Raw genomic sequence first — 11,975 nt, 5'->3', positions numbered from 1 at the left:
ACCTAAACTTTAATTTTAACTTAAACATTATGAAACGACTAAAAACAAGCTTTTCAGTACTAGCGCTTATTCTTGCTATGGCAAGCTGTTCAAGCGATGATGACCAAGTAAATCCAGATCCAGATGCAACAGCAACTTGTAGTGATGGGATTCAAAATGGTAACGAAACCGGGGTAGATTGTGGTGGCTCCTGTACACCTTGTGATACTGTTGCCGAAAAAGATGGGGTAATCGATTCTCAAGACGATCCAGATTTAGATTCAAATGCCCTTCAAGGTGACGTTACTGCAGATGTAACCATAACAGCGGATACAGAATGGATGTTAACCGGACCAATAGAAGTAAAAAGCGGAGCTACTTTAACTATCGAGGCAGGAACAACTATTAATGCAGCTGCCGGCGGCACAAACGTTTATATAGCTATTGAGCAAGGCGCTATGATTGATGCTCAAGGTACTGCAGATTCTCCAATTATGATTACTTCTGCAGCAGATAATCCGAGATCTGGAGATTGGGGTGGCCTTATGATTGCTGGTTACGCTCCTATTAACTCTGGTGAAACTGCTGAAACTGAAGTAGCAGGTATTCCTTATGGTGGGGACAACGCCGAAGACAATTCAGGAGTTATCGACTATATGATCCTGGAATACACTGGAGCACGAATTAATGGGGACCAGGAATTTAACGGTTTCACTTTCTATGGTGTAGGCAGCGGCACAAGTATTAGCAACATCGTGGTAAACTATGGTGATGATGATGGTATGGAGTGGTTTGGCGGAACTGTGGATGTAGAAAACGCTTTAGTAATTAATGCTAAAGATGACTGGTTTGACTGGGCAGAAGGCTGGAATGGAACAGGCACCAACTTCTACGGTCTACGTCAGTTTGGATTCAATGATGTTACTGAAGACCCAAGAGGAATTGAAGCAGATAGTAACTCATCCAATAATGATGCTGAACCGCGTTCTAACCCAACTATTAATAACCTTACCCTTCACCACCAATCTACAGCAACCATGTCTGATATGATTAAAATTAGAAGGGGAAGCTCTGCAACAATAACCAATGGTTTAGTTGCTATTATGGCTGCAGACGGGGAAAATGTAGGAACCGCTGGTGACTTTATTGATCTTACTGATTCAGCAGGACCCGGTTCCGGCTCAACTTCTATAAGTGTAAGCGTTTTAGGAAGCATTGATGCCGCAGCCATTAAAAACGAGGTTGGTGCAGATATTAATGTAGTAGAAGGAAATACTGGTACAGATTCATCAATTTTCGATTGGACTGGATATGATATTCCAGCACTATTGACCGAATAAAATATCCAGTATTAAGTAAATTAGCCAAAGAAAAAAGGCTGCCCTTACCGGCAGCCTTTTTTAATAAAACATTAATATTAAATACACAATATATCTGGCATTGTTTTTGAATTTTTATTGTAGTTTTGTATAAACCTCGATTTTAAAGAATGAAGCAATATTACCTTTATACTTTCATTTTAGCTGTTTTCCTCACATTCTCCGTACCAAATGCGGCGTTTGCGCAGGATACTACAAGCTCGGGGAACAAAACCGAAGTTCCAATAGAGGGTTTATCCATTTACCCAAACCCTGTTACTAACGGGAAAGTTTACATTAGCACTTCTCAAAATAAAGAAAAAGATATCCAGATTTATAATGTTTTGGGTAAGCCTGTTCAACGTACCAAATTAAGAGGTAAAGAACTCGATGTTTCTTCACTTAGTGCAGGTATTTATATTCTTAAAATTAGGGAAGAAAAATCTAGTGCTACTCGAAAATTGGTAGTTAGATAAATTTTAAATTCTACGCACAGCTTTTAGATTCCTTAACTTCACTTTACAAAATTTCCAAAAGAATGTTATCTGAAAGAATTTTCAATATTTCTGATCAGAAAGATTTTAATCAAATTGCCCTTGAAATTTTTTCTTATCAATTTCAACACAATTTAGTTTACCGGGAATTTTGCGAATTACTAAATAGGACCCCAGAAAATATTTCCGAGTTAAAAGACATTCCTTTTTTACCTATAGAATTTTTCAAAAAGAAAATTGTGGTTTCTGGGAAACAACCTGTGGAGATCATTTTTAACAGCAGCGGAACAACCGGCGCAACCACCAGTAAACATTATGTAAGTGATTTAGAGGTCTATGAACAAAGTTTTTTAAAAGCCTTTGAACTTTTCTACGGAAATCCTGAAGACACAGTCATTTTAGCACTCCTCCCCTCTTATTTAGAACGCGAGGGTTCTTCTTTAATCTATATGGCTAATAGCCTCATTAATCGCAGTAAGCACCCTGAAAGTGGCTTCTATCTAAACGATCTTGAAAATCTTCAAAAACAACTCAAAAAGTTGGATAAAAGCGGAAAAAAAATTCTACTCCTCGGGGTTTCTTTCGCATTACTGGAGCTGGTTGAAAACTACGAATTTGATCTAAAAAATACCATGGTCATGGAAACCGGGGGAATGAAAGGCCGGCGCAAAGAAATGATTCGGGAAGAATTACATCATATTCTTGCTGAAGGTTTTGGTGTAAATACCATTCACAGTGAATACGGAATGACCGAATTACTTTCCCAGGCGTACTCTACAGGAAATGGAGTTTTTAACTGCCCACCCTGGATGAAAATCTTAATTCGGGATCCAGAAGATGCCTTAAGTTACCTGCCAAACAATAAAACCGGCGGAATTAATGTAATTGACCTTGCAAATATTAACTCTTGTTCATTTATTGCAACTCAGGACTTAGGCAAAAAAATAAGTTCTGATACTATAGAAATTCTTGGAAGATTTGATAACAGCGATGTTCGTGGTTGTAATCTATTGATGCTATAGTAAAAATCCAATAAACAGTATTTAATAAAAAACTAAATATCAGATATTTATAGTTAAAATCTGCTAAAGCCTGTAAATTTTCAAGACTTCTATCGACTTAGTATATGTAAGATGAAATTTGAATAACTTGAATTGATTCTTACAGGCTAAGTGAAATTTTTTCATATTAGATTGGTTAGTTAGTTGCAAGCCCCGTAGACTCCCTGTTTACGGGGCTTTGTAATAACAACTATTTTTCTTAAACCGCTCTTATTATATACGTATTTTTCTTCCCCTTATTGATAATGATATACTTATCATTAATTAAATCCTGCGGAGTGATGCTGTAATCTTCTTTTACTTTTTCTTTATTTACAGAAATTGAATTCTCTTTTAAAGCTCTTCTGGCTTCTCCATTAGATTTTAGAAAATCTGTTTTAGCTGCTAAAGCTGCGATCATATCCAGGCCACTTTCTATTTCAGATTTTGCAATTTCAGCTTGTGGCACCCCTTCAAAAACATCTAAAAAAGTAGCTTCGTTCAAAGATTTTAAATCGGCAGCGGTACTTTTTCCAAAGAGCACTTCAGAAGCTTTTACGGCATTCTCATAATCTTCACGGGAGTGAACCATTACTGTAATCTCTTCAGCTAAAGTTTTTTGTAGACCCCTTAAGTGTGGCGCTTCCTTATGTTCTTCAACCAACTTCTCTATTTCATTTTTACTTAATAAAGTAAAGATTTTGATATATTTTTCAGCATCAACATCACTGGTGTTTAACCAGTACTGGTAGAATTTATAGGGAGATGTACGATTTGGATCCAGCCATACATTTCCGCCTTCGGTTTTGCCAAATTTAGTCCCGTCAGCTTTCGTAATTAACGGGCAGGTTAAAGCATAACCTTTTCCATTTCCAATTCGGCGAATCATCTCGGTACCGGTAGTGATATTTCCCCACTGGTCACTTCCGCCCATTTGTAGAGTACAGTCATTTTCCCTGAACAAGTGTAGAAAATCATAACCCTGCACCAATTGGTAAGTAAATTCAGTAAAAGACATTCCTTCGGCAGCATCAGAAGATAACCGCTTTTTTACTGAATCTTTGGCCATCATATAATTTACGGTAATATGCTTTCCAACATCCCGAATAAACTCCAGAAAACTGAAATTCTTCATCCAGTCATAATTATTCACCATTACCGCAGCATTCTCCTCTTCCTTCCCGAACTCCAAAAATTTAGAAAGTTGATTTTTTATAGACTGCTGGTTGTGACGTAAAGTTTTTTCATCAAGCAAATTTCTCTCTGCAGATTTCCCTGAAGGATCACCAATCATTCCCGTAGCGCCGCCAATTAAAGCAAAAGGTTTATGACCACAAAGCTGAAAATGTCTAAGCATCATCACACTCACTAAATGACCAATATGCAAGGAATCGGCGGTTGGATCTATTCCCACATAAGCGCCGCGCATTCCTTCTTTTAAATGTTCTTCGGTGCCCGGCATTACATCGTGCAACATGCCTCTCCAGGTAAGTTCCTCTACAAAGTTCTTATTCATGATTCTAATAATTTTGCACAAAAATAATAGTAAATCACCTATGAGCAAGCCTACGATGCATTTTATAAAAAACATTTTTAATTCCAGACAAACCTATGTGTAATGATTTCCGATTTTTCACCAAATCCTTCTAAAGAAAATACACAGGAAAATTTCGGGATATACCTTTTTAAAAAGGTGGAACTCCTCACAAATTTAATTCAAGAGTTTTCCGTAAAGTTGCTATAATCTCTTATTTTTCCTAAGCGGTTTTGGTATATTTACCACATGATTTTAGTTACAGGCGGCACCGGATTAGTGGGCTCACATTTATTGCTGAACTTATTAAAGGCCGGCAAAAAAGTACGGGCGCTTCATCGTCATAGCAGTGATCTCGCTGCTGTTGAAAAAATTTTTAACTACTACACTTCTCCTACAGAAGCGAAAAGACTTTTCCAAAAAATAGAATGGTTTGAAGCTGATATAACAAACGTACCTCAACTTAATATCGCTTTTGAAAATATAGAGTTTGTTTATCACTGTGCAGCATTGGTATCTTTCGATCCCGCAGACGATAAAAAATTGCGGAAAATCAATATTGAAGGAACCGCAAATATTCTAAACCTGTGCGTTGCTTTTAAAGTTAGGAAACTATGTTACGTAAGCAGTGTAGCTGCACTTGGGAAAAGTTTAAATAACAAAGAAATTACAGAAGACGCGATCTGGAATCCCGAAGACGACCACAGCGATTATGCGATTTCTAAATATGGCGCCGAAATTGAAGCCTGGCGAGGCACCCAGGAAGGCATCCCCACAGTAATTGTAAAACCCGGAATTATAATTGGTCCCGGATTTTGGAATGAAGGAACAGGTCAAATTTTTTATAAAATCGATAAGGGAATGAATTATCACTTTCCTAAAATAGCCGGGTTCGTTGGGGTAAAAGATTTGGTAACTCTCATGCAGGAATTAATGGAAGCTGAAATTAAAAATGAAGCCTATATACTTGTTTCCGAAAACCTTAGTTTTAAAACATTTTTCGATCTAACTGCCGCTGAATTAGATAAACCAAAACCCAAAAAAGCACTAAAGAAATGGATGGTCTGGCTTGGATGGCTTTTTCAGAAAATCGGAGGTTTTTTTGGTGCAAAAAGAGAAATTACCAGAAATACTGTAAATACCTTATTTCAACATTCAAAATACTCTAGCAAAAAAATAAAGGAAACTCTTGATTTTGAATTTACACCAATGAAAAACGTCATCAATGAAACGGCCAGGTATTATAAAAAAGATAAAGGTTAATTTCTGGATATCGGTTCTACCAGACTATCTATAGCACTTTCTCGCAAAGAATCTTTTTCCTTAATTAAAGAATCAGAAAGCTCATCTACTCTTTTTTCTAATTCAGGATTTAACGAGTCTACTTTCTCTCCCAAAGAATCCCTCTTTGCTTCGGCAATAGAATCTCTAATTCGCCTTTCCTGATTTTGAAGTGTATCAAGCTTAACTTTCATTTTTTCGAAACGCTTTTTAACACTATCATAAATGCGCTGGTAGATTACATAATTATCAGCGTAATAATTATTACTTCGTTTTAACTGAAGACTGTCTACATTATATTTTTTAAAAATATACTCTTCCCCCTTTATTCCTGAATTTTCGTAAAGCCGCTTATTGAAATTACGTGCCGATTGCATCAGGGAAATTTCGGTGATCACATCTACCATTTTTTCCTCCGGAATAAGATCATTAGACTTTTCAGATTTATCAATATCCTGGCAGGCGGCGAAAGCCGCAATACTTAAAACTAAAAATAGTTTTTTTAACATATTATCGATCAAACTGCAAACGCTCTGCCACATTTGCAAAAGGCTGATGTTTGAAATTTCTATAAACCAGGTTTCCGTTTACAAAAGTGTGCGTTACTCGAGATTTAAAGGTTACCCCTTCAAATGGAGACCAACCGCACTTATACTGAATATTATCTGGTTGTACGGCCCATGGCGCGTTTAGATCTACCAGTACCAAATCGGCCTTATAACCTTCACGAATAAATCCGCGGTCTTTTATATCAAATAAGATAGCAGGATTATGACACATTTTTTCTACAATTTTTTCTAAAGAAATTTTTTCCTGATGATAAAATTGTAACATTGCTGCAAGTGAATGCTGTACCAAAGGACCGCCGCTTGGGGCTTTGGTATAAACATTTTTCTTTTCTTCTTTGGTATGCGGTGCATGATCTGTGGCTACGACATCCAGTAAATCATCATTTAAAGCTTTCATTAAAGCTTCCTGATCATTTTTGGTCTTTACCGCCGGGTTCCATTTTATCAACGTTCCCTTTTTTTGATAATCAGAATCATTAAACCAAAGGTGGTGTATACAAACTTCAGCAGTGATCTTTTTATCTTTAAGCTTTTTCTTATTACTAAACAAGCTTAGCTCCTTTGCTGTAGAAACATGAAAAACATGCAATCTTGCTCCGGTTTTTTTAGCCAGCGCAACCGCTCTTGAAGAAGATTTATAACAGGCTTCCTCACTTCTAATTTTTGGGTGTAATTCAATAGGAATATCGTCGCCATAGCGCTCTATACACTCCTGTAAGTTTTTCTGAATTGTATCTTCATCTTCACAATGTACCGCAATAAGTAGTGGTGATTTTGAAAAAATTTGTTCTAAAACTTTTTCATCGTCCACCAACATATTTCCCGTAGAAGAACCTAAAAATAGTTTTAAAGCAGCTGTAGTTTTTGGGTCTACCTTAAGAATCTCTTCAAGATTATCGTTAGTACCTCCAAACATAAAAGAATAATTAGCGTAAGATTTCGCTGCAGCCAGCTCAAATTTATTTTCCAGTTCTTCTATGGTAGTAGTTTGGGGAATAGTGTTGGGCATCTCTATAAAAGAAGTAATCCCACCGGCTACTGCCGCGCGAGAACCCATTTCAATATTTTCTTTATGAGTAAGCCCAGGCTCCCTAAAATGTACCTGATCGTCTATTACGCCGGGTATTAAGTGTGTACCCTCGGCATCAAAGATTTGTACATCTGGGGATTTAGCACTAATACTTTCTGAAATTTCTACGATAATTCCACCTTCAATAAAAACATCGGCTTCTTTTATCTTACCCTCATTTACAATCTTCGCGTTCTTGATTAAGACTTTCTTCATTTCAATTTAATCTGCTTAAAAAGACTTTTAATCTTCATTATTATTACCCCAAAAATGGCTTCAGAAATTATAGAGCCACTCATTTTTGAAGTTCCTCGTGTTCTATCTGTGAAAATTACAGGAACTTCTTCTAATTTATACTTCAGCAAATATGCCTTAAATTTCATTTCTATCTGGAAGGCATAACCCACAAACCGAATATTATCCAGGTCTATAGTCTCTAAAACCTTCCGTTTATAACAAACAAAACCGGCCGTGGTATCGTGAATATCCATTCCGGTTATAAATCTTACGTATTTAGATGCCAGCCAGGATAATAAAACCCTGCTCATTGGCCAATTAATTACATTCACCCCGGTCACATAACGGGAACCTATGGCTAGATCGGCATTATTCCTTTTGCAGGTATTATACAGTCTTATAAGATCGTTGGGATTATGAGAAAAATCGGCATCCATCTCAAAAACATACTCGTAATCCCTTTGCAATGCCCATTTAAAACCGTGAATATAAGCAGTTCCCAAACCCAATTTGCCTTCTCTTTCTTCAAGAAAAAGCCTGTCGTGAAACTCAGCCTGCAGGGTTCTAACACGGGTTGCAGTGCCATCGGGAGAATTATCATCTACCACCAAAATATGAAATTCTTTATGTTGGGAAAACACGTTTCTAACTAATCGCTCAACGTTTTCAATTTCATTAAAGGTAGGTACAATGACTATCCCCTTTACCATTTTACTAATTTTTGCACAAATGTATGCATTTTAAATCTTCGTTTCCAGGCTTAATCTTCAAGTTTTAACCTCAAAATAATTATACATTTGCATAAAAATTTTAATCCTGGAAGCTATAGAAAGACATGTTGATTCACTGGACTGGATTACCCTAACGCTAATGGGTGCCTTTCTATTGTTAGCCATTGTGAAAACTGCTTATCCACAGCGTTTTGAAGATTTTCTATCCCTGCTCACTTCCAACAAATTTATGATGTTTAGAGGAAAGAAGAACAAGGCTTTTCATCCTTTTAACATTTTACTTTTCTTTGTTCATCTTATATCTTTTTCCTTACTTTTTTACCTGTTTTTTAATTTCTTTTGGAAAGATACTACAATAGAGCCCGTGTTTTTGTTTATAAGAATTGCTACGGCTTACGGTAGTTTTGTATTGGTGAAATTTGGCCTGGAAAAAATAGTTGGGAACGTTTTTGATTTAGATTCACAAATAGATTCCTACCTCTATCAAAAATTAAGCTACCGAAATTTTATAGGACTTATCCTGCTAATCCCCAGTCTAATATTCATCTACACTTTTACTCCAACTGCCTTTACCCTATATAGTCTATTGGGTATTTTAGTCCTAACCAATATATTTAGCCTTTTATTGATTTATCGAAAAAATCAAAGTCTTATTACAGGTAATTGGTTTTATTTTATTTTGTACCTTTGCGCTCTCGAAATTGCCCCTTATATTATTTTGTACAAGCTAATTACAATTTAAAAAAAGGATCAAATAAAAGTATTGATATATGAAAGTGAAAACAATTTTGGTTTCCCAGCCCGAGCCTAAAGTAGAGAACTCTCCTTATTTTGAGCTTGAGGAAAAACAAAAAGTAAAAATTGATTTCATCCCTTTTATTCACGTAGAAGGTGTTTCTTCTAAAGAAGTACGCCAGCAAAAAGTAGATCTTACCAAATATTCTGCAATAATCCTCACCAGCCGTAATGCTGTAGATCATTTCTTTAGAATTGCTGAAGAATTGCGTTTTAAGGTACCAGATACCTTAAAATATTTTTGCTTAAGCGAAGCAGTAGCTTACTATTTACAAAAATATGTAGTTTACCGTAAACGAAAGATCTATGTAGGGAAAAGAACTTTTGCTGATCTTTCTCCACTTATTAAAAAATACAAGAACGAGAAGTTTTTACTTCCATCTTCAGATATGCTGAAGCCAGATGTTCCTAAAACCCTCAATAAATTAGGAGTTGAATGGAAACAAGCCACATTTTACAAAACTGTGGTAAGCGATCTTTCTCATTTGCGTGACGTTACTTATGATATTCTTGTATTCTTTAGCCCGAGCGGAATTAAATCTTTATTTGAAAATTTCCCGGATTTTGAACAGAAAGAAACTAAAATAGCCGTTTTTGGAAACACGACTATTAAGGCAGCTAAAGAACATGGGCTAACCGTGAATATAAAAGCACCAACACCAGACACTCCATCTATGACGATGGCACTGCACAAATATATAAGCGAAGCGAATAAGAAATAAATTACTTTCTTCTAATAAATTTTCAAATAAAAAATCCGGTGCATTACACACCGGATTTTTCTGATTCAATTAACTAATTAAAAATAATGCTATGATAAAGTTGGGCCACCGGCCATAATTTCATCATTGGCATAAGCTTCAAACTTTTCAAAATTCTTTTTAAATGAATTTGCCAGTTCCCCGGCCTTTTTATCGTAGGCTGCGGTATCTTTCCAGGTAGACCTTGGATTCAACACTTCTTCAGGGACATTTGGACAATTTAGAGGCATTTGTAACCCAAACATATTATGAGTACTAAATTCAGCATCTTTTAATTCCCCATTAAGTGCAGCGCTAATCATAGCTCGGGTATATTTTAATTTCATTCGGTTTCCAGTTCCATAAGGTCCACCAGTCCAGCCCGTATTGATCAACCAAACATTTACACCCGCCTCTTTCATTTTCTCACTTAGCATTTCGGCATATTTAGTTGGGAGCAAAGGCATAAATGGAGCGCCAAAACAAGCTGAAAAACTTGGTACCGGCTCATTAATCCCGGCTTCTGTACCTGCTACTTTTGCCGTGTACCCACTTATAAAATGGTAAGCCGCCTGGCCCGGTGTTAGTTTACTAATAGGAGGTAAAACTCCAAATGCATCAGCGGTTAGGAAAAATATATTTTTAGGGTTTTCACCTACCGAAGGCACCTGAATGTTATCTATATGATGAATAGGGTAACTCACCCTTGTATTTTGAGTAATGCTAGTATCAGTAAAATCTACATTGCCCTCATCATCCAGAATAACATTCTCTAAAATGGCGCCCGGTTTAATAGCCCTGTAAATATCGGGTTCATTTTCTTCGGTAAGATTAATCACTTTGGCGTAACAGCCGCCTTCAAAATTAAAAATCGTGTTTTCTTTGGTCCAACCATGTTCATCGTCTCCAATTAATTTTCGGGCAGGATCTGCAGAAAGTGTAGTTTTTCCAGTTCCCGAAAGCCCGAAAAAGATAGCGGTATCGCCATCTTCCCCAACATTGGCAGAGCAATGCATAGGAAGCGTATTTTTATCTACAGGAAGTATGAAATTTAAAGCTGAAAAAATTCCTTTTTTGATCTCACCGGTATAGCCGGTTCCTCCAATTAAAGCAATTTTCCTGCTGAAATTTAAAATTGCAAAATTTTCCTGTCTTGTTCCGTCTTCTTCAGGATTGGCTTTGAATCCCGGCGCGTTTAAAATTAACCAGTCTTCCTTGAAATTTTTCAATTCCTCTTCTTCTGGCCTTAGAAACATATTATAAGAAAACATGTTAGACCAGGGATATTCGTTGACTACCCTTATATTTAGTCTATATTTTTCTTCAGCGCAAGCATAAGCATCACGAGCATAAATTTCTTTACCAGAAAGATAAGTTGCAACCTTGTTATAAAGTTTATCAAATTTGGAAGCATCAAAAGGAATATTAATGTCTCCCCACCAAACTTTATCGCTGGTAACCTCATCTTTTACTATAAAACGATCTTTTGGGGATCTCCCGGTAAATTGACCGGTATTAATAGCTAAAGCACCAGAGTCGGATTCGGTTCCCAGGCCATGTTCTAGCGTATCATAATGAAGTTCTTCAGGAGATAACTGGTAATGTACCCTTGCGTTTTTTATTCCGTAGTTTTCCAACGAAATCGTTTTCGTAGTTTGGGTATGTACGTCCATAAATTTAAAGTGTGTGGTTTGTTTATGGGTACAAAATTATAAATCTTATAGAGATAAACCGCTAAACTTTCTTAAATTATTTCTGCTTTATTTTAGTAAATTCTATAAGTAAAAATATCCATGCGGCTATTAATAACGCGCCTCCCAATGGGGTAACTAATGCAATTCTACTAAAATCTATAGTTGTTAAATTATTGGTAGCAAGTAGATAAATTGATCCTGAGAAGCAAATTACTCCAACCAAAAGCAAGAAAAAAATCAGTTTTTGAAAGCGAAATTTGGTAAAATTAAGACTTCCCACCAGGAGAAATAATAAAGCGTGATACATCTGGTATTTTACCCCGGTTTCAAAAGATTCTCTAGCGCCTTCTTCTAATAATGGTTTTAAACCATGCACACCAAAAGCACCAATTATTACCGCTAAAATTCCGAAAATCGCACCGGTTATTAAAAACTTCCTATTCATTTGGGATAT

12 protein-coding genes are annotated in these 11,975 nt (G+C 36.4%); 6 read left to right on the top strand and 6 right to left on the bottom strand.

The window, feature by feature from the left end:
* Positions 1–29: 29 nt before the first annotated feature.
* The 3 genes from FG27_RS10830 (at position 30) to FG27_RS10820 (ending at position 2,853) form a co-directional block, all read left to right on the top strand.
* Positions 30–1,319 carry a hypothetical protein gene (locus tag FG27_RS10830; protein ID WP_037318956.1) on the top strand — a complete coding sequence of 430 codons (1,290 nt, stop codon included), beginning with the start codon at positions 30–32 and terminating at the stop codon, positions 1,317–1,319.
* 149 nt (positions 1,320–1,468) lie between these two features.
* Entirely contained in the window at positions 1,469–1,813 is a 345-nt protein-coding gene (locus FG27_RS10825; protein WP_037318954.1) for a T9SS type A sorting domain-containing protein, read from the top strand.
* The gene (locus tag FG27_RS10820) at positions 1,810–2,853 is read left to right on the top strand and encodes an acyl transferase (RefSeq protein ID WP_369794139.1); all 1,044 of its coding nucleotides are present in this window, start codon (positions 1,810–1,812) and stop codon (positions 2,851–2,853) included. The genes FG27_RS10825 and FG27_RS10820 overlap by 4 nt, the downstream gene beginning before the upstream one ends.
* A 238-nt stretch (positions 2,854–3,091) precedes the next feature.
* Here FG27_RS10820 and tyrS read toward each other — a convergent pair whose 3' ends face one another.
* Positions 3,092–4,387 carry a tyrosine--tRNA ligase gene (tyrS, locus tag FG27_RS10815; protein WP_037318949.1) on the bottom strand — a complete coding sequence of 432 codons (1,296 nt, stop codon included), beginning with the start codon at positions 4,385–4,387 and terminating at the stop codon, positions 3,092–3,094.
* Positions 4,388–4,654: 267 nt separating this feature from the next.
* Here tyrS and FG27_RS10810 point away from each other — a divergent pair, with 267 nt between their 5' ends.
* The gene (locus FG27_RS10810; protein ID WP_037318944.1) at positions 4,655–5,668 is read left to right on the top strand and encodes an NAD-dependent epimerase/dehydratase family protein; all 1,014 of its coding nucleotides are present in this window, start codon (positions 4,655–4,657) and stop codon (positions 5,666–5,668) included.
* Here the strand turns inward: FG27_RS10810 and FG27_RS10805 are convergent.
* The 3 genes from FG27_RS10805 to FG27_RS10795 are packed head-to-tail and all read right to left on the bottom strand — an operon-like array spanning position 5,665 to position 8,271.
* Complete coding sequence (locus FG27_RS10805) at positions 5,665–6,195, bottom strand: DUF4296 domain-containing protein (protein ID WP_051935823.1); 531 nt, start codon at positions 6,193–6,195, stop codon at positions 5,665–5,667. The genes FG27_RS10810 and FG27_RS10805 overlap by 4 nt on opposite strands.
* Position 6,196: 1 nt before the next feature.
* Complete coding sequence (locus FG27_RS10800; RefSeq protein ID WP_037318941.1) at positions 6,197–7,540, bottom strand: dihydroorotase; 1,344 nt, start codon at positions 7,538–7,540, stop codon at positions 6,197–6,199.
* Positions 7,537–8,271, bottom strand: coding sequence for a polyprenol monophosphomannose synthase (locus FG27_RS10795; protein ID WP_037318939.1), 735 nt, complete (start codon positions 8,269–8,271; stop codon positions 7,537–7,539). The genes FG27_RS10800 and FG27_RS10795 overlap by 4 nt, the downstream gene beginning before the upstream one ends.
* 85 nt (positions 8,272–8,356) lie before the next feature.
* On the opposite strand from FG27_RS10795, the gene FG27_RS10790 reads away from it, so the two are divergent.
* Together FG27_RS10790 and FG27_RS10785 are read left to right on the top strand one after the other, a co-directional pair.
* The gene (locus FG27_RS10790) at positions 8,357–9,034 is read left to right on the top strand and encodes a DUF4271 domain-containing protein (RefSeq protein ID WP_369794138.1); all 678 of its coding nucleotides are present in this window, start codon (positions 8,357–8,359) and stop codon (positions 9,032–9,034) included.
* A gap of 28 nt (positions 9,035–9,062) precedes the next feature.
* Complete coding sequence (locus FG27_RS10785; protein WP_037318933.1) at positions 9,063–9,809, top strand: uroporphyrinogen-III synthase; 747 nt, start codon at positions 9,063–9,065, stop codon at positions 9,807–9,809.
* A gap of 89 nt (positions 9,810–9,898) precedes the next feature.
* On the opposite strand, the gene pckA is transcribed toward FG27_RS10785, so the two are convergent.
* Both pckA and FG27_RS10775 read right to left on the bottom strand, forming a co-directional pair.
* Entirely contained in the window at positions 9,899–11,500 is a 1,602-nt protein-coding gene (gene pckA, locus FG27_RS10780; RefSeq protein ID WP_037318930.1) for a phosphoenolpyruvate carboxykinase (ATP), read from the bottom strand.
* Between the two features lie 76 nt (positions 11,501–11,576).
* Positions 11,577–11,966, bottom strand: a complete 390-nt coding sequence (locus FG27_RS10775) for a DUF423 domain-containing protein (RefSeq protein WP_037318929.1) — start codon at positions 11,964–11,966, stop codon at positions 11,577–11,579.
* Positions 11,967–11,975: the final 9 nt, after the last annotated feature.

The organism is Salegentibacter sp. Hel_I_6 (assembly GCF_000745315.1).
Taxonomy (GTDB): domain Bacteria; phylum Bacteroidota; class Bacteroidia; order Flavobacteriales; family Flavobacteriaceae; genus Salegentibacter.
The sequence above is the reverse complement of the archived record's forward strand: the minus strand, read 5'-3'. Positions and strand labels throughout refer to the sequence as shown.

Excerpts from the sequence above, each read along its gene's own strand:
- tyrS (WP_037318949.1), bottom strand. The coding sequence starts at position 4,387 with ATGAATAAGAACTTTGTAGAGGAACTTACCTGGAGAGGCATGTTGCAC.
- FG27_RS10825 (WP_037318954.1), top strand. The coding sequence starts at position 1,469 with ATGAAGCAATATTACCTTTATACTTTCATTTTAGCTGTTTTCCTCACA.
- FG27_RS10805 (WP_051935823.1), bottom strand. The coding sequence starts at position 6,195 with ATGTTAAAAAAACTATTTTTAGTTTTAAGTATTGCGGCTTTCGCCGCC.
- FG27_RS10785 (WP_037318933.1), top strand. The coding sequence starts at position 9,063 with ATGAAAGTGAAAACAATTTTGGTTTCCCAGCCCGAGCCTAAAGTAGAG.
- FG27_RS10800 (WP_037318941.1), bottom strand. The coding sequence starts at position 7,540 with ATGAAGAAAGTCTTAATCAAGAACGCGAAGATTGTAAATGAGGGTAAG.
- FG27_RS10795 (WP_037318939.1), bottom strand. The coding sequence starts at position 8,271 with ATGGTAAAGGGGATAGTCATTGTACCTACCTTTAATGAAATTGAAAAC.
- pckA (WP_037318930.1), bottom strand. The coding sequence starts at position 11,500 with ATGGACGTACATACCCAAACTACGAAAACGATTTCGTTGGAAAACTAC.
- FG27_RS10775 (WP_037318929.1), bottom strand. The coding sequence starts at position 11,966 with ATGAATAGGAAGTTTTTAATAACCGGTGCGATTTTCGGAATTTTAGCG.
- FG27_RS10830 (WP_037318956.1), top strand. The coding sequence starts at position 30 with ATGAAACGACTAAAAACAAGCTTTTCAGTACTAGCGCTTATTCTTGCT.
- FG27_RS10810 (WP_037318944.1), top strand. The coding sequence starts at position 4,655 with ATGATTTTAGTTACAGGCGGCACCGGATTAGTGGGCTCACATTTATTG.